The organism is Salinivibrio sp. KP-1 (assembly GCF_000968645.1).
Classification (GTDB): Bacteria; Pseudomonadota; Gammaproteobacteria; order Enterobacterales; family Vibrionaceae; genus Salinivibrio; species Salinivibrio siamensis.
Genome location: NZ_LAQR01000041.1, coordinates 20,047 through 45,556, shown reverse-complemented (window position 1 = coordinate 45,556; position 25,510 = coordinate 20,047). Strand labels below are relative to the sequence as shown.

The following is a 25,510-nucleotide window of genomic DNA, read 5'->3' as shown; positions in this document are numbered from 1 at the left end:
TCTCTACTATGGACTGCCATAGGTCGATTGCAGACAAGGAGAAAGGATGCAATACCACCGTTTGCCCCATTCCTCGCTAGAGGTGAGTAAAGTGTGCTTAGGCACCATGACATTTGGTGAGCAAAATAGTGAAGCTGACGCCCATGCGCAGCTCGATCTTGCCTTTGAGCGGGGCGTGAATTTCATTGATACCGCTGAAATGTATCCCGTTCCCCCCAGCCAATCCACACAAGGTTTAACCGAACAGTACATCGGCAGCTGGTTAGAAAAGTCCGGGAAGCGCGATCGCGTTATCCTCGCCACCAAGGTAGCCGGACCACGCAATGTACCCTATATCCGTGACAATATGTCGCTTAACCGACGCCATATTCATCAAGCCGTTGAGGATAGCCTGACACGACTAAAAACCGACTATATCGATTTGTATCAAGTGCACTGGCCACAGCGGCATAATAATTGTTTTGGTAAGCTCAATTATCCGTATCAAGATGAACACTCTGGGGTCACCATCCTCGACACGCTGGATGCGCTGCATGAGCTTGTCCAGGCAGGAAAAATTCGTTATATCGGTGTCTCAAACGAAACGCCTTGGGGCGTGATGCGCTATTTGCATCTGGCAGAGAAGCACGGCCTAACGCGTATCGTCTCTATTCAGAACCCTTATAATTTGCTTAACCGCACCTTTGAAGTCGGCCTGTCGGAAATCAGTCATCATGAAGGGGTCGAGTTGCTTGCGTACTCGCCGCTCGCGTTTGGCGCGTTGAGCGGAAAATATTTGCAAGGCGCACGCCCGAAAGGGGCCCGTTGTACACTGCACCAACGCTTCGCGCGCTACTTTACCGAGTCAGGGCAAAAGGCCACGCAAGAATACGTCGATCTTGCCCAACGCCATGGCCTCGATCCTGCACAAATGGCACTCGCGTTTGTGAATAGTCGTCCTTTTGTCGCGTCTAACATCATCGGTGCCACGACGCTAAAACAGCTCGAGAGTAATCTCGATAGCTTGGATCTGACGCTGAGTGACGATGTGCTTGCCGGTATTGATGAGATTGCTAACCGCTATCCCAACCCCTGCCCTTAGATCGCAAACGGCAGCCAAGTTGGCTGCCGCGCAGTGTTTTATTCGAGGATGGGGCGGCGTATCAACCGATACGCCGCTTCCTGGGGCCCATTATAACCACCGCCATCGTCGTCGCCATGTCACAAGATAACGTTTGGCCGCAAATTGTGTGCTAACGGGCAAAGCATCTTGTTTGTCAGGCGCAATACCAATATCACGTTGTAGGTGACGGTTTAACGCCACATCTGTGTAGCGGTAACGGTGTGTGCTCACGCGACGCTGACGAATCATATCCAAACGCACCAGCGCTTGGGCTAAGGGTAATAAAGATAGTTGAGTCATGATGGCTCTCCTTTTTGGTTAGAGGAGGCCACAGGCATAAAGCGAAGTGGGACTGCAAACTGGCCGCGTTATACCTGCGGCCAATTACAGTTGGACGCAGAGTCAGATGCGTGAGCGGGTATCCTGAGCCAAGTGGTTGGCACAGTGACGCGCAGAGGCAACGATGACATCGAGTTTTTTCATCGGAAAATAAGTCATGGCATTAACCTCCTTGAGCATGTGAATCTGCGTGAATGGAGCTAATAGTATTCAATAACTTATAATTAATATCAATAAGTTATATAAATATTGTTCAAATAAAGCGCAACACTCTGTCTAGCAATAAAGACATGGGGGATTGTGCTAACCAGTCCGCTAATCATCGATAAAACTCAATCAGTTGTGCTATCGACGTGATATTAGATGCCTTTATGACCGGTACTGATGCGCTATTATCGAGGCGTCACAAGAGGAAGGGGAATGGCGCGAGCGACCCTACGTTTAGCCGCCCGCTAATCATGCTATGTGTCTAATCATGCTATGTGTGTTGATGATTGCTTATCAATGACGCCTCGAGTGCTGAACAATCAACAAAGTCTTTAAGCCCGTGTCAGTTGCGTCATTTCTTCGCGGACTTGTGGTACGGTTAAGCCGACAATAATTTGAAAACTATCACCATTACGTACCACGTTTACTGCACCATGCTCTTGAAAATATTGCGTTTCCGCTACTTTTTCAGGCTCATGTACCTTGATACGTAACCGCGTGGCACAATTGGTGAGCAGGGCTATGTTGTCTTTACCACCTAACCCTTCAATAAACGCGCTCGCTTGTCCGCCGTCAATCACACCGCTCGATGAATCACTCTGTTGCGCGCCCTTATAGTCGGCTTTGGTATAAAGCTTCGCCTCTGCGCTGCCTCGACCAGGGGTGGGAATATCAAACTTCAAAATCAACGCGCGGAATACCACAAAGTAGATGGCGGTAAAACTCAGACCGATAAGCACTTGTGCAATATATGTGGTGCCATGCAAGCTGCCTAGTGGTAGCCAATTTTGAAAAATAAAGTCGATAAGTCCGGTTTGAAAGTTGCCTGAGACACCAAACCAATAGGCAATGGTTGCCATGGTAGCCGCCAGTACCGCGTGGAGTGCAAACAATGCCGGCGCGATGAACAGGAAGGTAAACTCAATCGGCTCAGTGATCCCCGTAAGAATGGCCGTCAATGCCGCACCAAGTACTAAACCGAGCACCATCTTCTTGTTTTCTGGTTTCGCGGTTGCGTAAAGGGCCATGGCAATCCCCGTACAGCCAAAGACTTTACCCATCCCAGTCAACATCAAGCCACCTTGTGGGAACTGCTCGGTTAAAGGCGCAGGGTTGCTGGCAAAGTTTTGGATATTTTGAATCCAATGCGCCACCGTGCCGCCATCCACCGCGACGGGTCCATAGAATACGGGACCGTAGACAAAGTGATGCAGCCCCGTTGGGATCATAATTCGCTCAAGGAAAGTGAACATCCATACCCCGAACGATCCAGCACCGACTAAAAAGGTTTGTAGATTATTAATGCCGTGCTGAATACTTGGCCAGGTAAAACAGGTGATGATCGCCATGAGTACCATAATCGGAAAACTCACAATAACCACCAAAGGTGTGCCACCAAATACCGCCGCCCAGTTTGGCAGTTTTTTGTCGAAGAAACGGTTGTGGACCCAAACGGAGAGGCTAGCAATTACGATGGCGCCCAATAGGTTAGTATCCAAAGTAAGTATACCGCCCACATCAGTAAGCCCACGCTCACCCTCCACATAGTTCACCCCAAGCTCAGGTCCCCAAAACTGTAAAATGCCACCAATCACATAATTAAAGGTGATGTATGACACCAGTGTGGCAAGCACTGCGCGCCCGGATGCAGATTTTGCTAGTGCTATCGGTAACCCGACCGCAAACACTAACGCCATATTTTTAAACACCGCCAACGAGGCTTGGAGTAGGATCGTTGACACTTTTACCCATGCACTGCCTTCCACTGCCCAAGGAAAGAGATCTTGGTTAAGCAGCATCACCGATAAGCCTAATAACATACCGGCCGCAGGAAAGAGGAGCACAGGGACAAACATTGCTGCGCCAAAGCGCTGGATCATATCTTTCATGATGATCGCTCCCATATGTTGGCCCCAGATAGTGTCTGGGGCATAGTATTATTGTTGAAATTGAGGTAGATAGTCCGCATTAACGCGTAAAAGCTCATCGACGATTTGTTGCGCTTTTGGCACATCCACGACGGTGCGATTAAGCGTGAGCGCGTTGACCAGTGTTTGTCGATCCCCGCTAAACCACGCATCCACGACCAGCTTTTCGTAGCCGAGTTGGCCTTCTATCAGTGCTTTTTGGAACGTAGGGATGGTGCCAACGGCAAAACGTTTCGGGCCGTCATTGGTTAACGCTGCCGGAACTTCAACCATGGCATCATTCTGAATATTTGGAATCGCGCCATCGTTTGGCACGATAACCAGATACGTCTCGCCACGGTTATATGCCAAAGAGGCCGCCACACGAACCATATAGCGCCCATGAATGTCTGCGTGTAGGTGCTCATTAGCGGTAGTGCCCGCGGCAATGATGCGCTCATTCAGGCTAAACACCCGCTTTTCTCGCCCATTGATCACTTGGCGCGCACGCGTATTAGCAATATCTTCTTTTTCCACCATTTTTTCTGGATATAAGTAGTATTGCAGGTAAGTATTGGGTAAATACTGCGGATTGTCTTTTAGCATGGTTTGCATATTCTTGAACGTTGCTTGCCATGAAGGGTCATCAGCAATTTCTGGATCAACGGCACTGATCCCCTCTTCCAAAATGATGCGTTTAATCTCATCGGTCAGGTCGACACCTTCTCGGTTTCGTACCTTGGTAAACCATCCAAAGTGATTCAGCCCAAAGTATTCCGGCACCAAGTCCCAGATTTCGCAGCCGAGTAATTGCGCATAACTCACCATAATGGCAGCGGGCATGTCGCAGATGTTTAGAATGCGGTTGTCATGAGGAAACTCTCGCTGTAAGGCTTCAGCGACAATGGCTGCGGGATTGGTATAGTTTAAAATCCAAGCATCCGGAGCAAAGTGACGGATGTCATTCACGAGAGTGATCATGTCTCCTATCGAGCGTAGTCCATACGCCATGCCCCCCGCGCCACAGGTTTCTTGACCGACACAGCCATAAGAGAGTGGAATCTGCTCATCACGCTCACGCATCGGTAACCCACCCGTGCGGATCTGAATAAAGAAGAAATCGGCATCTGAAAATGCGGTTTCTTTATCAGTGGTATAAACGAACTCCTCGACCTCGGGATAAGCTTCGCGCAGTAAGATTTCTGTTGCTTTGGCGTTTGAAGCTTGTCTTTGTTCATCAATGTCATAGAAGGTGATTTTGCTTAGCGGAAATGCTTCTTTTTCAGCAATCAAGCTATTGATCATCCCCAATGTATAGGTGCTTCCACCCCCGACGATAGTGAGCTTTTGTGGTTTCATCATCGTGTCTCCTCTTAATATGTATCTTTAATGTATTACATAAATAATACTTTAAGAATACACAAAAGGGCGTTTATTGATCTAAGGCACAATGAAAATCTATTTATGTACTTCAAATGTATTATCGATCACAGTTTGTTATGATGGGGAATGCAGCTAAAAGGAGCCGACATGTTGAAACCTCGCTACATGCAAATAGCCGATTTACTCACTGAGCAGATTAAAGATGGCACCCTGACACCAGGCGCGATGATGCCGACTGAGGCCACGCTACAGGCTACCTATGACGTCAGCCGCGTCACGATACGTAAGGCGATGAAGGTGTTGGTTGATAATGATCTCCTCTACCGTGTCCGAGGTAGCGGCAGTTATGTAAAAGCACCTAAAGCACAGCACAACGCCTTTCAACTGATGGGCTTTATCGAAGAAGTCTCAGCGCAAGGCAAAACACCCAGCTCAAAAGTGATCGCATTTGAAACGTCACCTTGCAGCCACACCATTGCCAGCAAGTTAAACGTGGAGGAAGGGACGTTGATTTATGAAATACAACGTCTTCGTTTGATTGATGGCGAGCCAGAAATCCTTGAGTGCACGTACCTGCCAGTGGCCATGTTTACCGATCTCAGTATCGAAGTGATGCAAACATCAAAGTACGACTATATCGAGCGACATAAGGGGATGCAGATCGCGAAAAGTCGCCAATGTGTCTGGCCAGATAGCACGTCAACCTCACTCGCCGCCCTCCTCAACACCCGTGAAAATTCACCCATATTGCGGGTCGAATCAGTCAGCGAGCTTGTCGACGGGACACCGTTTGAATATACAGTGAACTACTTTCGCTTATACCAGTACAGCTTTGAATTCATCGCTCACCGCCAAACACCACCATGATCCATTTCCTAGAGACGTCTCGGTTGCGTTGTTGAGTATGAGGTGTAGTCTGACCGGGTTACCTTACTTCGACGGAATATCTGATGAGAACAAAAGCAGATAGATGGCGCCATGCTATCGGTTTTGAATTAACGGGCTTGATCTTAGTGGTGTTAGGGCTCAATTGGATCCTTGGCGCAGGCATCGGTCATCTTGGGATCATGGGGGCGATTTTTTCTGTGCTTGCCACCCTTTGGAATTATGTCTACAACATTGGCTTTGATAAAGCGATGCTGGCTTGGCGGGGCTCAGTGCTCAAAACCTTACCGCTGCGTCTGCTGCATGCGGTGATCTTTGAAGCCGGTCTGCTGGTCGCAACCATCCCCTTTATCATGTGGTGGCTGTCGATGAGCTTTTGGCAAGCACTCAGTATGGATATTGGGCTCGTGGTATTTTATCTGGTATATGCGTTTGTTTATAACTGGCTGTACGACTATCTGTTTCCGATCCCAAATACGCAATCCCTGCAGGGCTGAGTCTGCCAGCCCTGAGCGTCACTCGTACAAAGATTTACTGACGGAAGGTACGCGGCGAGGGGATCAAGTTGTGTTTGTTCAATAGCCGATACATGGTCGCACGTGACACACCGAGCTCTTTGGCCGCGGCCGATACTTGTCCCTTATTTTCTTCAAGGACGGCGATCAGCGCGTCTCGTTCAGACTCTTCACGGATTTTACGTAAGCTTTGTTTATAATCCCCCTGACGGGGCAGATCTAAGTGCTCCGCTTCAATCACCAGATGATCGGCCAACAATACTGCCCGTTTCACCTGATTAATGAGCTCGCGCACATTACCCGGCCACGAGTAACTGCTTAACACACGCTTGGCCTCATCGGAAAAGGTCCTCGCCTGTGTGTTGTATTGACGTGCAAACTTAAGCAAAAAATATTCTGCCAAATCAGGCACATCTGGCTGACGGTCTTTTAATGAAGGCATATTAATGCGCAGTACGTTTAACCGGTAATACAGATCCTCACGAAAAAGCCCCTCAGCCACGCGTTTTTCCAAATCCATGTGGGTCGAGGCAATCACACGCACATCCAAGTCATGCTCATATTTATCATGACTGATATCCAAGGTGCCCTCTTGCAATAAGTGCAATAAGTGCCCTTGTAGATGCAGCGGCAGATCACCAATCTCATCAAAAAAGAGGGTACCTTTATGGCATTGACGAATTTTGCCATGCGAGTGCTCGTCTCCCAATAACGCCTGCTGCATTTGTTCATCCGCAAGCGCTGAGCATTTAATCGACTCAAATCGCGCCTTCGCACGGGTTGATGCATGATGAACCGCTTGCGCCACCAACTCCTTACCTGTGCCGCTCTCACCGGCTATCAATACAGACACGTCGGTTGGCGCAACACGCCTGACCTGGTCACGCAACTTTTTCATCGCGGGGCTGGCGCCTTCCAAACCCATATCGCTATGATCGCCAAGTTGCGGCCATACTTGTCGCTCAAGGCGCAACATACCCAATTGGTGACCAATGGTACTCATCAATTGCGAGTTAGGGACAGGCGAGGTGAAGTAATCAATACAAAAGCTGACAATAAACTGGCAGATCGCTTCGTTATTAAGTTGGTTTTCTCTTACTAAGGCTAACCAGCGCACCTGTTTGTTGCGATTAACCAGTGACGCCACCCCATTGAGGCTGAAGTCATCATGACTTAAATCGACAATACCTATACAGGGGCCGATATCTTGTAGCAATGACTGTGCAGCTCGCAAATCATAACAGCGATGACAATGCCAACCGGCTTGCTCAAGGGTCGCTAACCAAGGCTCATATGTCCCGCCAACAACGACGAGTGAGCTCAAGGTTTTGTCATTCCCCGAATCGAATCCCATAACACCTGCCTTACATCCAGTCTGTCTTTTTTGCCAGCGAATCAAGCCCCTATTATAAAGAAGGGCAAGTTCTAATCTGTCTCAATAAAGAGACATACGATGGGTTGTAATACGGATAATTGTAGCCAAATATCTGAAAAAGCCAGATAAAATATCGCAGGTTTATGAAAAGACAATGACGCAAGGCGCAAAAAAAGCGGCTCAATGAGCCGCTTGTTCTGTGGTCTGTCCAGTGTTAACTGCCTTGCTGTGGGCGCATGGCTGGGAACAAAATCACATCGCGAATCGTATGCGTGTTGGTGAATAACATCACCAATCGGTCAATACCAATTCCTTGTCCCGCCGTCGGTGGCAAACCATGCTCGAGTGCGTTGATATAATCCGCATCGTAGTACATAGCCTCATCATCACCGGCATCTTTAGCATCGACCTGAGCTTTGAAACGTTCATCTTGGTCTTCTGCGTCGTTAAGCTCCGAGAAGCCATTTGCCACTTCACGCCCACCGACGAAGAATTCAAAACGGTCGGTCACAAACGGGTTATCATCATTGCGACGCGCCAGCGGTGAAATATCGGCCGGATATTCGGTGATAAAGGTTGGCTGAATCAACTGTGGTTCAGCCGTCTCACCAAAGATCTCTTCCAGCAACTGCCCAGTCGTCCAGAATGACTCAACACTGATCTTGAGTGATTTCGCTATCGAGGCAAGGTGGTCACGATCTTGTACCGTCTCATACGTCAGCGCCTGAATATCAGCATGATCAGGGTTATATTGCTTGATAGCATCGAGCATGGTCATTCGCGGATAAGGCCCCGCGAAATTAATTTCATGCTCACCATAAGGCAACACAGACTGCCCCATCACGTCCAGCGCGACGCGAGAGAGCATGTCTTCCGTAAGATCCATCAGATCATTGTAATCGGCATATGCCATATAGAATTCCATCATCGTGAATTCTGGATTATGACGCGGTGAGAGCCCTTCATTACGGAAGTTACGGTTCACTTCAAACACACGCTCAAAGCCGCCGACAACCAAACGCTTTAAGTAAAGCTCTGGCGCTACACGTAAGTACATGTCGATATCAAGCGCATTATGGTGGGTGGTAAACGGACGCGCGGTCGCACCGCCTGGGATGACGTGCATCATCGGCGTTTCCACTTCCATAAAGTGTTTTTCCACCATGTAATTACGAATGGCGGTGACCACATTAGAGCGTACCTGGAAGGCGTGACGCGACTCTTCGTTGACAATCAGATCGACATAACGCTGACGATAGCGCAGCTCTTGGTCGGCCAGCCCATGAAATTTTTCCGGTAGCGGACGTAGGGCTTTCGTCAGCAGCTGGTAGCGCTCCATGTTGACATACAGATCGCCTTTTCCAGATTTATGTAGCGCACCGTGCACACCAATGATGTCACCGATATCTAAACCTTGGTACTCGGCTTTCAACGCCTTTTGCACGTCTTTTGACGCATAGGCTTGAATACGGCCCGAAACATCTTGCACCACCATAAATGGGCCACGTTTAGCCATGATGCGGCCCGCGATGGTCACTTTATGGTCCAGTGTTTCAAGTTCCGCTTTTTCTTTCTCGCCAAATTCAGCTTGCAAGTCAGCCGCTAGATGCTCACGACGGAAATCATTAGGATGGCCGTTTGCCTTGCAGTTTTCACGAATGTGAGTGAGCTTGGCGCGACGCTCGGCAATCAGCTTATTTTCATCTGGTAACTGGTCAGTCATAGAAAACCCTTTACATTAATTCGTCATTACAGGCCAGATTTGAGGCTGGCTTCAATAAATTTGTCCAAGTCGCCGTCGAGAACGGCCTGCGTGTTGCGGTTTTCAATACCGGTACGCAAGTCTTTGATGCGCGAATCATCTAATACGTAGGAGCGGATCTGACTGCCCCAACCGATATCTGATTTGGCGTCTTCGTTGGCTTGTTTTTCCGCGTTTTGCTTTTGTAGCTCAAGCTCAAACAACTTCGCACGTAGCTGTTTCATCGCTTGATCTTTGTTTTTATGCTGTGAGCGATCGTTTTGGCACTGCACCACAGTGTTGGTCGGCACGTGGGTGATCCGAACCGCTGACTCGGTGGTGTTAACGTGCTGCCCACCCGCGCCAGAGGCACGGTACACATCAATCCGCAAATCTGATGGATTAATATCGATCTCAATGTTGTCATCGATTTCCGGATACACAAACGCCGAGGCAAACGAGGTATGGCGACGGCCCCCCGAGTCGAAAGGCGATTTACGCACAAGACGATGAACGCCCGTTTCAGTACGTAACCAGCCGTAGGCGTATTCACCGGTGATGCGTACTGTGGCAGACTTTAATCCAGCCACATCCCCTTCAGAGACTTCAATCACATCGGCTTTAAAACCTTTCGCATCCGCCCAGCGCAAGTACATGCGGAGCATCATGTTGGTCCAATCTTGCGCTTCGGTACCGCCTGACCCAGCTTGCAGGTCAATATAGCAATCAGACGCATCGTGCTCACCAGAAAACATGCGGCGGAATTCTAGCTTGGTTAGCTTGGCTTCAAGCTCCACCAGCTCCGGTTCCACTTCGTCGAAGGTTTCTTGATCGTCTTCTTCGACCGCAAGCATCAACAGTTCGTTGACGTCTTCGCCGCCTTGAGTCAGTTGATCAATGGTTTCCACCACCGCTTCTAGTGAGGCGCGCTCTTTCCCTAGCGCTTGCGCACGTTGTGGCTCATTCCACACGTCCGGTTGTTCTAACTCGGCATTAACTTCTTCTAGACGCTCTTTCTTGGCATCATAGTCAAAGATACCCCCGAAGGACATCGGTACGTTCGGCGATATCGGCGAGGCGATTTTTGATTGGATTAATCTCAAACATGGTCAAGCATCTTCATTGTTAGCGGAAATTTAACCGCCGAATTTTAGCGAATTGTCGCGCCAATAAACAGGGCGTGATGGAAAAAGCCGCACATTTAAGCGGCTTCAAGGTGAGAGATGATCAACTGAGCGCTACGGTTTCCGCGAAACTCATTTATATCGAGGCGGTAAACGAGCCGTAGCGTCTTGGTGCTGGGATCGGGCCAGCGACGCAAATCAACATTAAAGGCAATGGCGTCAATCATGGTGCCACCGCCCTCGGGCTCGACCATCAATTTTAAGTGTTTTCCGCCCACCAGTTTTTGCTGCAGCACCTTAAAAATGCCATCGAACTGCGGCTCTGGGAAGCCTTGCCCCCAAGGGCCGCCTGCTTGAATGATTTCTGCTGTCTCTAACCCCAGTTCGTGACTTTGTAAGGGACCATCACTTAACAAGACACCTTTTAAGTCGTCCTCACTGATCTGCTCACGTACTTGGCTATCAAACTGCTTGGCGAACGTATCAAACTGTGCTTCGTCGATGGTCAATCCGGCCGCCATGGCATGGCCGCCAAACTTTTTAATTAATCCAGGGTTTAAGGTATCAATCCGATCCAATGTATCGCGCATATGCAAACCAGGAATCGAACGCGCTGAGCCTTTTATCAGTCCATCACCACCATCGGCAAACGCAATCACAGGGCGGTGAAATTGATCTTTTAAGCGCGAGGCGAGGATCCCTATCACTCCCTGGTGCCAATCTCGCTGAAAAAGTGCCAGTCCCACCGGCAACTCACGCTCAGACTGCTCGGCAATCAAGCGCTCACACCAAGCCACGGCTTCTTGCTTCATTCCTTGCTCAATGTCTTTGCGGGTTTGATTGAGCGCATCCAACTCAGACGCCATGCGTCTGGCAGCATGAATGTTGTCGCATAGCAACAACTCAACCCCAAATGCCATGTCATCCAAACGCCCCGCGGCATTGATCCTCGGCCCCAATGCAAACCCGAAATCACTAGCGACAAGCGTGGCCATGTTGCGATTGGCAACCTCGATCAACGCTTGGATCCCTGGGCGGCAACGTCCGGCGCGGATCCGCTGTAAGCCCTGGTGAACCAGGATACGGTTGTTACTGTCCAAGGCCACCACATCGGCGACCGTGCCCAGCGCCACCAAATCCAGCAAGTCGGCTAAGTTAGGGACGGTCAGTCCCTGCTGCTCAAACCACCCTTGGTCACGTAAATGCGCGCGCAGCGCCAGCATCAAATAAAAAGCAACCCCGACACCGGCAAGTGCCTTCGACGGAAAACCACAGTCATCAAGGTTAGGATTCACCATGGCATCGGCATTGGGCAATGTTTCTCCTGGGAGGTGGTGGTCAGTCACTACCACTTGCATGCCTAACGCTTTGGCGCGCGCCACACCCGTCAGCGATGACACCCCGTTGTCCACGGTCATGATAAGCTCTGCTCCCCGCTCAGCGGCTTGATCGACCACCTCTGGGCTTAAGCCGTACCCATCGTCAAAGCGGTTTGGGACCAGGTAATCGACGCGGGTGGCGCCCATCATGCGTAAGGCTTTGACGGAGAGTGCTGACGATGTCGCGCCATCGGCGTCGAAGTCACCCACAATCAAGATGGATTGATGAGCCTTTAGCGCCTCAGCCAGCAAGCTCACCGCGGTGTCGATCCCCGTTAAAGCTTGATATTGATGCAATCCAGCCACACTTCGATTGAGCTCGCTGTCTGCTTGTAAGCCGCGGTTGGCGTATAAACGCTGCAGTAACGGCGGAATCGCATCGCTGAATGCCGGCGTAACCGACGGCGTACGTCTTTTTATTTCTATCATGAAGTTGTCACCAGTTCTCGATTAGCCGCGTGGGTGATGAGTTTGATGCAGCTGTTTTAAACGTTCAGTCGCCACATGGGTATAGATTTGGGTCGTCGATAGGTCACTGTGTCCGAGTAACATCTGCACCACGCGTAAATCGGCCCCATGATTGAGCAAGTGGGTCGCAAACGCATGACGTAAAACATGGGGCGAGAGATCCTCTGTCTCAATCCCCGCCAGTTGCGCATAGTACTTGATGCGATGCCAAAAGGTTTGCCGTGTCATTTGACGGGCGCGTTTGCTTGGGAAAAACACATCGGTACTGGTTTCACCCAGCAATACCGGGCGACTATACGCCAAATAGTGCTCGAGCCAATCCACGGCCGACTCTCCCATCGGGACCAAACGTTCTTTGTCACCTTTACCGGACACCCGCACCACACCTTGGCGCAAGCTCACATTCTCCATCGTCAGCCCGATAAGCTCTGTCACACGCAAACCCGTCGCATATAACAACTCCAACATGGCTTTATCTCTAAGCTCAAGGGGGTCGTCGGTATTCGGTGCCATTAGTAGTGCATCGATTTGCTCTTCCGTCAGATCTTTCGGCAGCCGCTTGGGCTGCTTCGGACTGATTAGGGTGGCACTGGGATCGTCGGGACGCAACTTCTGTCGATACAAGTATTGGAATAGGCGACGTAACGCCGACACCATACGGCTGCGAGTGCTAGACTGGTAGCCCTGCTCATGTAGCCAGTATTGGTAATCTTGTAAGTCTTGCTTGCTCACCGCCACCAACGCGCGGGTGTCGAGCCAATGGCACAGCTTCAATAAATCTGTGCGATACGAATTCAACGTGTTTTCGGAAAGCCCACGCTCCATCCACATTGCATCCAAAAACTGCTCGATGCGTTCAATGTTATTCGTCACCTTCAACCCACTTGGTTATTAATCGAAAAAACCGCCCATCATCTGGGTAACGGACAGCGGCTATTATACAAAATGTCACCGTCAGTTGCTGGATCATATTGCCGGTGAGCAGGTAAACTGCGCCCATTACACACAAACGAGTCGCGCTATGAAAATCGGTCTTTTTTATGGTTCTACCACCTGCTATACCGAAATGGCCGCGGAGAAAATCCGTGACTTTATCGGTGATGATTTGGTCGAGCTACATAATGTCAAAGAAACACCGCTAGCCAAAATGGCAGATTACGACTTGCTGCTACTTGGGATCTCAACGTGGGATTTTGGTGAGCTACAAGAAGATTGGGAAGCGGTTTGGCAAGACATTGATAGTCTCCAACTAAACGGCAAAGTCATAGCCCTGTTTGGCTTGGGCGACCAAGAAGGATACGCCGAATGGTATTTGGATGCCATGGGCATGCTCCACCAACAACTACAAGGCTGTGGCGCACAGTTTATTGGTTACTGGTCCACCGAAGGTTATCGTTTTGATGCCTCAAAAGCGGTGACCGAGGATGGCAAGCAATTTGTCGGTCTCGCCCTTGATGAAGACTCCGAGTACGAACTCAGTGACGAGCGGATTCAAAACTGGTGCGAGCAAGTGCTACTCGAGTATCAAGCCTTACTTTGAGCCTACCCCGGCTCGCGCTGGCCAATTAATGAGACAAAAAAACCGCGCCTCTCGGCGCGGTTTTTGTTCGCTATCATGCAGCGGTCGATATCACGATGCGTCTACTAACGCATTCGCCCGTGATCCAACAAACTTTGCCACGCCCATTGCCACCAATGTAGGTAGCAGCCAGGCCATACCGACATCGAATAGCGGTAGGAAGCTAAAGCCGCTCATGTCAGCGCCCATGACTTTTGCCGCATCGAGCAAGCTAAAGAGCAATGCCACGCCCAACACAAGGCGATAACCCACAGCCGGATTTGGCAACCAGCGACGAATAAACGTCAAACCAATCAGCGCAATCGCGACAGGATAAAGGGCAAACAGCACAGGGACAGAAATCGCAATCAGCTGCTTGAGACCCACATTGGCCACCACCGCACAGACAGTAGCCACGACGACCACCCAACGACGGTACGTCCATGATGTGAGCGAACTAAAGTAATCAGCACACGCACTCACCAACCCAATCACGGTCGTCAAACACGCTAAACCGATAATCGCCGCCAGGATCATTTGCCCAACCGGGCCAAACAGTGCATCCACGTAGGCAGCCATGATTTCGCCACCATTTTGCGTTCCCTGCGCCACCGTGCTAGCGGTTGAGCCCAAGTAGAACAGCGACACGTACACAAACGCCAGTCCAGCGGCGGCAATAATACCGGCATAAATCAGGTACATACAGGTCGCTTTGTTGTCTTCGATACCTTTTTTACGGATCACATCGACAATCAACATGCCGAACATTAACGCCGCAAAGGTATCCATGGTGTTGTAACCTTCCAAAAAGCCAGTCGTCAGTGCGTTTTCAACATAGTTACCTTGCGCGGCCACCACTTCGCCTTGTGGGTTAACAATCACCGCGATAGCCAAAATCGCGAGCGCCGCGAAAAGCAAAGGTGTCAAGAATTTACCGATGGTATCAATCAGCTTGCCTTGAGAAAGAGAGAAAAACATCGCGACGGCAAAAAAGACCACAGAGAAAGCGCCCAATTCTAGCTGCCCAGGAGCTGATAAAAAGGGTTTAAAACCAATCTCATAGGCGACAAGCCCGGCACGAGGCGCAGCAAAGGCGGGGCCAATAATGATAAAAATCAGCACGGCCATTAGTGTGGCAACACCTGTGGGTAAGTCACGCGTTAGGCCCTTCCAGCCTCCGCCTGCCACCGCAACCGCAATGATACCGATTAAAGGAAGACCGACGGCAGTGATCAAAAATCCGATCATTGCAGCCGTAAAGTGATCACCGGCCAACATGCCAGCTTGTGGGGGAAAGATTATATTTCCTGCGCCTAAGAAAAAGGCAAAGGTCATAAAACCTAACGCTAAAATATCTACTAATTTTAAACGCTTAGTCACGATGTATACCTACAGCTTAAGAGGGTGTTTGCAATCAATAATGTTTCACCCATCTGAAACGCTCAATTATAATATTTTGTTTCAGACGATGGGCAGAACGCAGAATAATGAAGAAGTTCATAGCCACAGTAAAGGCATTGACAAAAAACCTTGTGATCTTCTGCGTTAGCAATAACAATCAGCTCAATAAACTAGCTATTATGTTATCTGTGGTATTTTTTAACAAACAAACTCGATAACATCATGGTTACACAAAAGCAAAAAATGCTACCCCTTGATGCCGCTAAGTTGCCAGAGTGCAGGACAAATGAGCCAGTTTCGCTTTAAACAATTTGTTATCGACCACGGTGACTGTGGCATGAAAGTCAGTACGGATGGTGTACTACTGGGCGCGTGGTCTCAGCCTGGGACGGCGAGTAATAGCTTGGATATCGGAACGGGAACCGGTTTATTGGCATTGATGTTGGCACAACGTTTTACATCCTTGTCGCTGACCGCGGTTGAGTATGATACGGTCGCGTTTCGCTGCGCCGAGCTAAATGTGAAACACTCATGCTTTGCTCGGCAAATCCAAGTACACCACGCTGATATCAACGCTTTTGAGCGCACGGAACAATGGCAACACATTGTTTGTAATCCGCCATACTTTACCAGTGGCGCCCCGTCCAGCAATCAACAGCGCGCGGTCGCTAGGCATGCAAATACCCTGAGCCATCCCGCACTTATCGCGTGCTTGCAAGGGTTACTTACCCCGACGGGCTGTGCCGATCTTATCTTGCCCAGTAAAGAGGCAGACGCGTTTATTCATTCTGCTCAGGGACAAGGCCTGTTCTTACGCCGGCAGCTATCCGTGCGCCCGACGCCGGATAAATCGCCTTCGCGCTTATTATTCACACTCTCGCCAACGACGGGCGCAGTCAGATCTGATACGATCGTGGTGCGCGAGAGAGATGGCGCTTATACGCAGGCATTCGCGGATCTGACACGCGCATTTTACCTCAAACTCTCGTAATCCAAACCGAGCAGCGTCTCGCTATCATTGGCCTTGGGCGCGCTGCCCATTTACACTATTTGCGTCTATAATACCGCGCTTAACTATCCTTGGAGAATTACCTGTGCGAAGCTTTGCCGAACTCGAGCTGGATCCAGAACTGCTCAGTGCACTTGACGATATGGGCTATCAGCGCCCTACGCTGATCCAATCTGAGGTTATCCCCCACGGTATGGATGGACGTGACATCCTTGCCTCCGCCCCAACGGGAACCGGCAAAACGGCGGCTTTTTTGCTGCCCATGTTGCAGCACTTACTCGACTTCCCGCGGCAAAAACCCGGGCCAGGACGCGTACTGGTTCTCACCCCCACGCGTGAATTAGCCATTCAGGTGGCTGATGAAGCGCGCGCATTAGCGAAAAATACCAGTCTTAAGATCTTCACCATCACCGGGGGCATTTCATACCAAGAGCACGCCGAGCAGTTGGGTAAAACACAGGATATTGTGGTGGCAACGCCTGGCCGTTTGATGGAGTACATTGAAGCCGAACGGTTCGATTGCCGCGCCGTTGAATGCCTGATCTTAGATGAGGCAGACCGGATGCTGGATATGGGGTTTGCGAATGCCGTCAATCGACTCTCTGATGAGTGCCAGCGCCGCCGTCAGACCATGCTCTTCTCCGCCACATTAGAAGGCCGCGGGGTAGCAGGCTTTACCGATAATTTGTTGGACAACCCTGAGTTGGTTGATGTCACACCACCACGCCGCGAGCGTAAAAAAATCACCCAGTGGTACCATCGCTGCGATGATCTTGACCATAAACGCGCCTTATTAAAGGCGATTGTTAGCGAACAGGCTGAACGAGCGATTGTGTTTATTAAAACACGTGAGCGCTTGGCGGAGCTTCGTGATTATATGCAGTCACAACAACTGGATTGCGCCTGGATCCAAGGTGAAATGCAACAAGCGAAGCGTAACAATGCGATCAACCGGTTTAGTGAAGGAAAAGTCAGTGTACTGCTGGCCACTGATGTTGCGGCACGCGGCATTGATGTCCCAGATATCACCCATGTGATCAACTATGATCTCCCACGCACGGCTGACGTCTATTTACACCGTATTGGTCGCACGGCTCGTGCGGGCAAAAAAGGCTCTGCCATTTCACTGGTCGAAGCCCATGATCAACCAATGATGGATAGGATCATGCGCTATATGGATGAAGAGATTAAAGAGCGAACCATTGCTAGCTTGAAGCCAAAACATAAAAAAGCAGAGCATAAGAAGAAAAAAAAGAAGCAAAGCGTTAAAAACTCGAGCAAAGTCAAAAAGCCCAAAAAACGCAAATAGAACTAGACATCTATCAGCCTCACTGACTGGCTGATATATAAGGAATTACTCAAGGAGGCCCGAAAAGGCCTCCTTTTTTTCGCTATCGACGTCCATTTTGTTGAGCACAAAACGATCAGATTCACACATCGCGCAATGTAATGACACAAAATATTAACAATTGCGCTGCAAATCAGTTTAAGATGCTAATCGCGATAACAACAAAACATGATGCAAACACAGTAGAAGGAACTCACTATGCAATCGTTTGTCGATTTCTTAAATAGCATCATATGGAGCCCGGTTCTGATTTACACCTGTTTGGGTGCGGGACTGTTCTATTCCATACTGACGCGCTTTGTTCAAATCCGTCACTTCACCGAAATGTGGCGACTCCTCTTTTCAGGGAAAAGCTCAACCAAAGGGATTTCTTCTTTCCAAGCCTTAGCAGTCTCACTCTCCGGCCGTGTCGGTACGGGTAATATTGCCGGCGTCGCCGCCGCTATCGGGTTTGGTGGCCCAGGCGCGGTCTTCTGGATGTGGGTCGTTGCTTTTCTCGGGGCGGCAACCGCCTATACCGAGTCAACATTGGCACAGATTTATAAAGAAGAAGACAATGGTGAGTTCCGTGGTGGCCCAGCTTACTACATCGAAAAAGCGATGGGACAAAAATGGTATGCCATCCTCTTCGCTCTCGCGACCTTACTCGCCTGTGGTGTCATGCTACCTGGCGTGCAATCTAACGCCATCGGTAATGCCGTTGAAACCGCATTTGGCTCTGGCGCCATGGTTGATACCGCCATGTTTGGTGCGCTTGAAGTCTCGAAAGTGATTACCGGTGCCTTTATCTCTATCGTGCTCGGATTCATCATTTTCGGTGGTGTTAAACGTATTGCCCACTTTACGCAGATCGTCGTGCCTTTCATGGCGCTGGCGTACATCATTATTGCGTTTGTCATCATCCTATTGAACATCAGTGAAATTCCCGCCGTGGTTTCTATGATCATCGGCGATGCCTTCACACCGATGGCAGGTGCGGGTGCAGCCATTGGTTGGGGGGTAAAACGTGGTGTTTACTCCAACGAAGCGGGTCAAGGTACAGGTCCACACGCGGCGGCGGCTGCCAACGTGGATCACCCGGCTCAGCAAGGCCTGGTTCAATCCTTCTCGGTTTACATCGATACCTTGCTAGTTTGCTCGGCAACCGCGTTTATGATCATCATCACCGGTGCTTACAACGTCCATGGTCCAGGTGAAGCCTATATCGTGCAAAACTTGGCCTCTTCTGTCGCGGCAAACAGCCCTGAGTTTACTCAGCTGGCGATTGAAGCGGCGATGCCTGGCTTAGGTAAACCCTTTATCGCCTTTGCACTCTTCTTCTTCGCCTTTACCACCATTTTGGCCTACTACTACATTGCCGAAACCAACATTGCTTACCTGCGTCGCACTATCAAGGTGCCAGGTATGATGTTTGCGCTGAAAGTGGTGCTGATGTCCGCCGTGTTCTACGGCTGTGTGCGGAGTGCGAACTTGGCATGGGCGTTTGGTGATGCCGGTGTGGGTTTGATGGCATGGTTAAACATTGTTGGCATCATCATCATCTTCTTTATGTCTAAGCCAGCCCTTAAGGCGCTGAAAGATTATGAAGAGCAACAGGCCAGAGGGGTAGAAACCTACACCTTTGATCCGGTTAAGCTTGGCATCAAAAATGCCGATTACTGGGAACAACGTCTGGCGCGCCGTAATGGCAAGCAAGCAAGTGAAACCACCGATGCCGATGGCAAACCTATCAATCCAACGGCATAAGATTCAAACAGCGAATCAATGGTAAAAAAGGGCGCATCAGCGCCCTTTTTTGATCGTGTTGGCCAACGACGCTACTAGTCATCAAGGCGGAAAATAATATCGACTTGATCACGCACCTGCATGGTTGCATCTTGGTAGCTCGCAGCGACATCCGCGCTGCCGCTGCGCAGTTCGGTATTCATCATCACAGGACGTGGGTTGCTGGATCGATAACGAATTTGCCAGACGCCATCAACACGCATATCCAGGCTTTTCGCGAGCGCCTCGGCTTTCTCTTTGGCGTCTTGTACCGCCGCCTCACGGGCCTTATCTTTCAAGGTGGCCTGCTCACTGCTGGTGAGCTGTACATGGCGAATACGGTTGATCCCCTCACCTAAGGCACCATCTAGCACCGCATTCAATTTATCGAGCTGATTGAGTGTCACAGTAACGTGGCGTTCCGCACGGTAGCCAATCAGCTCAGGCGCTTTGTCTTTGGCGTGTTGATAACGCGGTGACAGCTGAATATGCGCACTCTCGATTTGTTCGCGCTTTACCCCTTGTGCCGACAGCCGATTGATAAACGCCGTGACCGCTTTGTCGGATGCGGCTTTCGCAGCTTTCGCCGTTTTACGCTCAGTGACCACGCCCACTTCAATGCTCGCCATGTCTGGCGCAGCGGTCACTTCCCCGACACCGGTAATGTCCAAGTGAGGAAAATCAATATTGGCCATCGCGGCGGGTGCCATCACTAAGGCCCCCGTCAGCCATACCATTGCTTTCAATTTTTGCATAATCTCTCCTTTGAGAAGGCAAGCGATAGATAGTAAGTAACGCTAGGTCAGACGCGAAAAAACACCAAAAGCTCCCCTATCAACGTCAATTTTGTGTCAATATTGAACCAGTGCTTGTTTCGCCGCTTGCTGACAAGCATGGGTAATCGCCGCTAACACACCACTTTCCATCGCCCAAAAATGCCAGTACAAATGCCGTGACTCCACTTTCCCCGGCATCACATCCACCAAGCGCCCGTCCGCTAACTGCGCTGACACCATAATCCGTGGGATCAAACAATACGCCATACTTTGCGATGCCATGGCCACAAATGCCTCCGAAGAGCGGACAATATGTCGGCGCCACCCCGCTGCGGGCATGGCATAATGAGCCGCTAGAAAATCCGCATGCATATCGTCATGTGCATCAAAAATCACTGCCGGCGCGGCCATTAACGCCTCTCTATCAATCCCATCAGAAAAGTATCGCTGAGCAAACGCTGGGGTAGCCACACAACTGTAGTCCATGGTACCCAAGTAACGACAATCACAGCCATGCATCGGCGTGGAGTCAGTGCTGATCGCCGCAATCGCTTCACCGCTGCGCATTTTATTGAGCGTACGGCTTTCATCTTCAACCAATAAATTAAAGTCAATCGCTTGATGGGCGGTCAGTGGCGCGAGGGCCGAAAGTAGCCAAGTCGCTAAACTATCCGCGTTGGTGGCAATGGAGACCGACAAGACTGACCCATCAATACCTAGTGCCAGCTCAGGCAAGGTTTCTTGCTCCAACAGTTGCACGCGTCGATAAAGACCCAGTAGACGCTGACCGATCGGCGTTGGCCGCGGAGGTTGCTCACGCACCATTACAGGCTGGGCGATTTGCCGCTCTAACTGCTTTATACGTTGAGAGACCGCAGATTGAGTAATGAACAGGGCCGCCGCCGCACGTTCAAAACTTCCCCAAGAGATCACCGCATCTAACGCTTCTACTCCTCGATAATCCATCCTTGCGCCTCATTAGTTAAATTAATTAACCATAAATATAATTAAGTTCCTTTAATAGGCAATCCTGCTTAAAGTGAGGGTTATACCAGTAAAAAGAAGGAAGAACAGGGTGAGCAGCTTTCTCGTCGCACTTCAGGGCTTAGGGTTAAGCCTAACCATGATTATTCCCATTGGTGCTCAGAATGCCTATGTGATTAACCAAGGTATCAGCCGTGAACACCATATGACCACAGCATCGATCTGCTTTATTTGCGATATTATTTTGATTTCAAGTGGTATTTTTGGCGGAGGGGCATTGTTAGCAAGCTACCCACTTCTGCTCAACACCATTACGCTCGCGGGGATCGCTTTTCTGAGTGTGTATGCATGGCAGTTTATCCAAAGCGCACGTCAGCACAGCCAAGACGTGTCAATGGCGACACCCACCATGAGTCGAGGCCGCCGCGCGGTGATCATTGGTGCCTTGGCGGTGACCTTACTCAATCCGCATGTGTATCTCGATACCGTGGTAGTGTTAGGGGCAATTGGTGGCCAATTTGCGTTCGATGAACGCGTTGCCTTTACTGTCGGCGCCCTAATGGGATCGTGCCTTTGGTTTTACGGTTTATCAGCAGGGGCCGCGCGCTTGTCGCCGTGGCTCTCCACGCCCTCTATCCGGCGACTGCTCGACCTACTCATGGCGAGTATGATGTTATTCGTGGCCGGTAAACTCGCACTTGGCCTGTACGCACGTTTACTGGCGGGTTAAAAAAGAGGGATGCGGCCACGCTGCCGCATCCATAATGACGGTCGCCCGCCGTGAGGTTACGCTTGGCTCTCGCCGCGCTCGAAATGAACACTCATTTGCGGGAACGGAATTTCAATACCATTTTCGTCCAGTGCTTCTTTGATGGTTGGCAACAGCTCAAAGTAAACACTCCAGTAGTCTTCTGTTTTCACCCAAGGGCGCACCACAAAATTGACCGATGAGTCGGCTAACGTCATCACCGCCACATTGGGCTCAGGGTCTTTCAGAATCAAGGGGTGTTGAGTGACGATATTGGTTAGCACCGCTTTGGTTTTCTTCAAATCCGCGCTGTACGCTACGCCAATCGTCAAGTCAATGCGACGTGTCGCGTGCTTGGAATAGTTAGTGATTGGACTACTGATCACGGACCCATTAGGAACCACCACCATTTTGTTGTCAGGGGTCGTGAGCACCGTAGAGAACACTTGAATGGACTCAACAGAGCCAGCGACTCCGGCCAATTCGACGTAATCGCCCGATTTGAACGGACGGAACATCACAATCAATACCCCGGCAGCAAAGTTGGCCAACGAGCCTTGTAAGGCAAGACCCACGGCTAAACCTGCGGCACCTAAGATGGCAATCACAGACGCCGTTTGCACACCCACGCGGCTTAATGCTGCAATTAAAACAATGACAAACAGTAAGTAACGCACCAAACCATGGATAAACTCCACCACCGCGTTATCCATGTTGCGCTTGCGCATGACACCCGCCATGGAGTTAGCTAAACCTTTAACCACAAGGTTACCAATCACCAAGATCAGTAGCGCGGAAATAATGTTCACCCCGTACTGCGTCAACAGATCTTGATTATCCATCAGCCAAGTCTGGGCCCATTTAGCGCCCTCTACCACTGTGTTTTCCTCACTCATTCACTTTCCCTCTTCAAGTTGGGATAAACGGTAACCCTATGTTAACAGCCTTTTACTGGTCGCTGTCTATCTCAATTACGCAAAATGTCTACCCAATGAGACGTGTCGCTATCACGCAGATATAAAAAAACCCGCCAAGCGGCGGGCTTTAATTCAACACTGTTGTGACGTTTACAGTACGTCAATCGCGTTGAGGTCTTTGAAAGCTTGCTCCAAGCGCGCAACCATCGACTCTTGACCTTTACGTAGCCAAACGCGTGGGTCATAGAATTTTTTGTTAGGCTGATCATCACCTTTCGGGTTACCGATTTGGCTTTGCAGGTAGCCTTCGTTGTCTTGGTAATACTGACGAATACCATCCCATGTAGCCCATTGGGTATCGGTATCGATGTTCATTTTGATCACACCGTAACCAATGGATTCTTGAATTTGCTCTTCTGAAGAACCCGAACCACCATGGAACACGAAATTCAGACCATTGGTCGGCAGACCAAATTTCTCTGAACAGTAAGCCTGTGATTCACGAAGAATTTCTGGCTTAAGTACCACGTTACCTGGCTTATAAACACCGTGAACGTTACCGAATGAAGCGGCAATGGTAAAACGAGGGCTTACAGCAGACAGTTTTTCGTACGCGTAAGCCACTTCTTCTGGTTTGGTGTAAAGGTCAGCCGTATCAACATCGCTGTTGTCCACGCCGTCTTCTTCACCACCCGTGATACCCAGTTCGATTTCTAGCGTCATGCCCATTTTGTCCATGCGCGCTAGGTATTCGGCACAGATTTCCATGTTCTCTTCTAGAGACTCTTCAGACAGGTCAATCATGTGAGAAGAGAAAAGTGGTTTACCGTGCTCTTTGAAGAAGGCTTCGCCAGCGTCAAGTAGACCATCAATCCAAGGCAGTAGTTTTTTCGCAGCGTGGTCAGTGTGCATGATCACCGGCACACCGTAGACTTCAGCCATGGCGTGAACGTACTTCGCACCGGCAACAGCGCCTTTAATTTGCGCTTCTTGGCCTTCTAGTTTCAGACCTTTGCCCGGGAAGAAACCCGCACCACCGTTAGAGAACTGAATAACCACTGGCGCTTTTACTTTCGCCGCGGCTTCCATCACTGCGTTGATTGAGTCAGTGTTAACCACGTTGACTGCAGGCAATGCAAACTTGTTCTCTTTGGCAACTTCAAATACTTTCTGAACGTCATCGCCAAAGATAACGCCAGGTTTTACAAAATCAAAAACTTTAGACATGGCTCTTGTCCTATTAACTCGGGTTGTCTTTGCTGAACTGAGTAAAGATGCCTGAAGCATCCTTATCAATCTGGTGCAATCGTTTACGACTCGGCCTATTGTAGTCAAACGAAAGCAAAAACGGGAGATGTCCCTCCCGTTTTATTATCTGGTTTATGCGTCTTTGGCGCGTGCTTCCAGCATTTCTACCGCTGGAAGAGGCTTGCCTTCAACAAACTCTAGGAACGCGCCGCCACCGGTTGAGATGTAAGACACGTCAGCTTGGATGCCGAACTTGTCAATCGCCGCGAGGGTATCGCCGCCACCTGCAACAGAGAAGCCTTCAGACTCCGCGATCGCTTTTGAAATGCCTGCTGTGCCCGCTTCAAAGTTCTTAAACTCAAAGACGCCAACAGGGCCATTCCACAGAATGGTTTTGGCATTTTTCAAAATGTCTGCCAATGCCTGGGTTGATTCAGGACCAAGGTCGAAAATCATGTCGTCGTCTTGCACATCTTCAACGCGCTTGATCTCTGCTTCCGCGTTTTCATCAAACGCTTTCGCACACGCAACGTCGGTCGCGACAGGAATATGGCACTCTTCCATTAAAGATTTCGCCGTATCCACTAAGTCCGCCTCATACAGCGACTTACCGACATTGTGACCGTCTGCTGCGATAAAGGTGTTCGCAATACCACCGCCCACAACCAGCTGGTCAGCAACGGTTGACAGTGATTTCAGCACCGTCAGTTTGGTAGACACTTTTGACCCACCCACAATGGCAACCATTGGGCGAGCAGGGTTGTCCATCGCTTTGCCTAACGCATCCAGCTCGTTGGCCAGCAGTGGACCGGCGCAAGCTACAGGCGCATGCGTGCCCACACCATGGGTTGACGCTTGCGCACGGTGCGCGGTGCCGAATGCATCCATCACGAAGATATCACACAGCGCTGCATACTTTTTAGAGAGCGCTTCGTCGTTCTTCTTTTCGCCTTTATTAAAGCGCACGTTCTCAAGCACCACCAGCTCACCGGCATTAAGCTCAAGACCGTCTAGATAGTCTTTAGCGAGGCTGACCTTACAATCCAGCGCATCATCAAGGTAGTTCACTACCGGTTGCAGTGAATACTGATCTTCAGGCTGACCTTCTTCAGGACGACCTAGGTGAGAGGTCACCATGACTTTTGCACCGGCTTCTAAGCAGTGCTTAATCGTAGGCAGTGATGCCAAAATACGTGCGTCAGAGGTCACTTTACCGTCTTTTACAGGCACGTTCAGATCAGCACGGATAAACACACGCTTTCCGGCAAGATCTAAGTCGGTCATCTTAATTACAGACATATGGTCCTCGCTATAAGGTTGCAAATTGAAACT

At 50.0% G+C, this 25,510-nt stretch carries 22 protein-coding genes; 8 read left to right on the top strand and 14 right to left on the bottom strand.

Features of this window, described 5'->3' with window-relative positions; all coding sequences use genetic code 11:
• The first annotated feature begins 46 nt into the window (after positions 1-46).
• On the top strand, positions 47-1,081 hold the full coding sequence (locus WN56_RS11240) for an NADP(H)-dependent aldo-keto reductase (RefSeq protein WP_046075087.1): 1,035 nt from the start codon (positions 47-49) through the stop codon (positions 1,079-1,081).
• A gap of 90 nt (positions 1,082-1,171) precedes the next feature.
• Here WN56_RS11240 and WN56_RS11235 read toward each other — a convergent pair whose 3' ends face one another.
• From WN56_RS11235 to WN56_RS11225, 3 genes are all read right to left on the bottom strand, one after another.
• Entirely contained in the window at positions 1,172-1,402 is a 231-nt protein-coding gene (locus WN56_RS11235; protein ID WP_046075086.1) for a hypothetical protein, read from the bottom strand.
• Positions 1,403-1,980: 578 nt separating this feature from the next.
• Positions 1,981-3,537: an alpha-glucoside-specific PTS transporter subunit IIBC gene (locus tag WN56_RS11230; RefSeq protein ID WP_046075085.1), complete on the bottom strand. Its 1,557-nt coding sequence runs from the start codon at positions 3,535-3,537 to the stop codon at positions 1,981-1,983.
• A gap of 48 nt (positions 3,538-3,585) precedes the next feature.
• On the bottom strand, positions 3,586-4,917 hold the full coding sequence (locus WN56_RS11225) for a 6-phospho-alpha-glucosidase (protein WP_231637432.1): 1,332 nt from the start codon (positions 4,915-4,917) through the stop codon (positions 3,586-3,588).
• A 168-nt stretch (positions 4,918-5,085) separates the two neighbouring features.
• Here WN56_RS11225 and WN56_RS11220 point away from each other — a divergent pair, with 168 nt between their 5' ends.
• Both WN56_RS11220 and WN56_RS11215 read left to right on the top strand, forming a co-directional pair.
• On the top strand, positions 5,086-5,805 hold the full coding sequence (locus WN56_RS11220; protein WP_046075084.1) for a GntR family transcriptional regulator: 720 nt from the start codon (positions 5,086-5,088) through the stop codon (positions 5,803-5,805).
• An 83-nt stretch (positions 5,806-5,888) separates the two neighbouring features.
• Positions 5,889-6,320, top strand: a complete 432-nt coding sequence (locus WN56_RS11215; RefSeq protein WP_046075083.1) for a PACE efflux transporter — start codon at positions 5,889-5,891, stop codon at positions 6,318-6,320.
• Positions 6,321-6,354: 34 nt separating this feature from the next.
• Here the strand turns inward: WN56_RS11215 and WN56_RS11210 are convergent, their stop codons facing one another.
• The 5 genes from WN56_RS11210 to xerD form a co-directional block, all read right to left on the bottom strand.
• Positions 6,355-7,692, bottom strand: a complete 1,338-nt coding sequence (locus WN56_RS11210) for a sigma-54 dependent transcriptional regulator (protein WP_046075082.1) — start codon at positions 7,690-7,692, stop codon at positions 6,355-6,357.
• A 235-nt stretch (positions 7,693-7,927) separates the two neighbouring features.
• Positions 7,928-9,436 carry a lysine--tRNA ligase gene (gene lysS, locus WN56_RS11205; RefSeq protein ID WP_046075081.1) on the bottom strand — a complete coding sequence of 503 codons (1,509 nt, stop codon included), beginning with the start codon at positions 9,434-9,436 and terminating at the stop codon, positions 7,928-7,930.
• A 26-nt stretch (positions 9,437-9,462) separates the two neighbouring features.
• Positions 9,463-10,561, bottom strand: a protein-coding gene (gene prfB / locus WN56_RS11200; RefSeq protein ID WP_108743078.1) for a peptide chain release factor 2 whose coding sequence is annotated in 2 segments (ribosomal slippage) — positions 9,463-10,485 and positions 10,487-10,561 — 1,098 coding nt in all. Because the reading frame shifts where the segments join, the coding sequence is not laid out codon by codon here.
• A 94-nt stretch (positions 10,562-10,655) separates the two neighbouring features.
• Positions 10,656-12,386, bottom strand: a complete 1,731-nt coding sequence (gene recJ, locus WN56_RS11195) for a single-stranded-DNA-specific exonuclease RecJ (RefSeq protein WP_046075080.1) — start codon at positions 12,384-12,386, stop codon at positions 10,656-10,658.
• Between the two features lie 21 nt (positions 12,387-12,407).
• Positions 12,408-13,298, bottom strand: coding sequence for a site-specific tyrosine recombinase XerD (gene xerD, locus WN56_RS11190; protein WP_077459008.1), 891 nt, complete (start codon positions 13,296-13,298; stop codon positions 12,408-12,410).
• Positions 13,299-13,446: 148 nt separating this feature from the next.
• On the opposite strand from xerD, the gene fldB reads away from it, so the two are divergent.
• Positions 13,447-13,965 (top strand): flavodoxin FldB, encoded by a 519-nt coding sequence (fldB, locus tag WN56_RS11185; RefSeq protein ID WP_046075079.1) that lies wholly within the window; start codon positions 13,447-13,449, stop codon positions 13,963-13,965.
• 90 nt (positions 13,966-14,055) lie between these two features.
• Here fldB and brnQ read toward each other — a convergent pair whose 3' ends face one another.
• Positions 14,056-15,363: a branched-chain amino acid transport system II carrier protein gene (brnQ, locus tag WN56_RS11180; protein WP_082084453.1), complete on the bottom strand. Its 1,308-nt coding sequence runs from the start codon at positions 15,361-15,363 to the stop codon at positions 14,056-14,058.
• Between the two features lie 307 nt (positions 15,364-15,670).
• On the opposite strand from brnQ, the gene WN56_RS11175 reads away from it, so the two are divergent.
• The 3 genes from WN56_RS11175 to WN56_RS11165 all read left to right on the top strand — a co-directional run bounded on the left by WN56_RS11175 (position 15,671) and on the right by WN56_RS11165 (position 19,487).
• Complete coding sequence (locus tag WN56_RS11175; RefSeq protein WP_046075078.1) at positions 15,671-16,375, top strand: tRNA1(Val) (adenine(37)-N6)-methyltransferase; 705 nt, start codon at positions 15,671-15,673, stop codon at positions 16,373-16,375.
• A gap of 103 nt (positions 16,376-16,478) precedes the next feature.
• Entirely contained in the window at positions 16,479-17,702 is a 1,224-nt protein-coding gene (srmB, locus tag WN56_RS11170) for an ATP-dependent RNA helicase SrmB (protein ID WP_046075077.1), read from the top strand.
• A gap of 237 nt (positions 17,703-17,939) precedes the next feature.
• Complete coding sequence (locus WN56_RS11165; protein WP_046075076.1) at positions 17,940-19,487, top strand: sodium:alanine symporter family protein; 1,548 nt, start codon at positions 17,940-17,942, stop codon at positions 19,485-19,487.
• Positions 19,488-19,561: 74 nt separating this feature from the next.
• Here WN56_RS11165 and WN56_RS11160 read toward each other — a convergent pair whose 3' ends face one another.
• Together WN56_RS11160 and WN56_RS11155 are read right to left on the bottom strand one after the other, a co-directional pair.
• Positions 19,562-20,260: an oxidative stress defense protein gene (locus tag WN56_RS11160; RefSeq protein ID WP_046075075.1), complete on the bottom strand. Its 699-nt coding sequence runs from the start codon at positions 20,258-20,260 to the stop codon at positions 19,562-19,564.
• 96 nt (positions 20,261-20,356) lie between these two features.
• A complete protein-coding gene (locus tag WN56_RS11155) occupies positions 20,357-21,247 on the bottom strand; it encodes a LysR family transcriptional regulator ArgP (RefSeq protein WP_046075074.1) in 891 nt (296 codons plus the stop codon).
• Between the two features lie 157 nt (positions 21,248-21,404).
• Between WN56_RS11155 and WN56_RS11150 the strand changes: the two genes are divergently transcribed.
• Positions 21,405-21,995 (top strand): LysE/ArgO family amino acid transporter, encoded by a 591-nt coding sequence (locus WN56_RS11150; RefSeq protein ID WP_046075195.1) that lies wholly within the window; start codon positions 21,405-21,407, stop codon positions 21,993-21,995.
• Positions 21,996-22,051: 56 nt separating this feature from the next.
• Here WN56_RS11150 and mscS read toward each other — a convergent pair whose 3' ends face one another.
• The 3 genes from mscS to WN56_RS11135 all read right to left on the bottom strand — a co-directional run bounded on the left by mscS (position 22,052) and on the right by WN56_RS11135 (position 25,477).
• The gene (gene mscS / locus WN56_RS11145) at positions 22,052-22,909 is read right to left on the bottom strand and encodes a small-conductance mechanosensitive channel MscS (protein ID WP_046075073.1); all 858 of its coding nucleotides are present in this window, start codon (positions 22,907-22,909) and stop codon (positions 22,052-22,054) included.
• Between the two features lie 171 nt (positions 22,910-23,080).
• Entirely contained in the window at positions 23,081-24,157 is a 1,077-nt protein-coding gene (fbaA, locus tag WN56_RS11140; RefSeq protein ID WP_046075072.1) for a class II fructose-bisphosphate aldolase, read from the bottom strand.
• Between the two features lie 153 nt (positions 24,158-24,310).
• Positions 24,311-25,477 (bottom strand): phosphoglycerate kinase, encoded by a 1,167-nt coding sequence (locus WN56_RS11135; protein WP_046075071.1) that lies wholly within the window; start codon positions 25,475-25,477, stop codon positions 24,311-24,313.
• Positions 25,478-25,510: the final 33 nt, after the last annotated feature.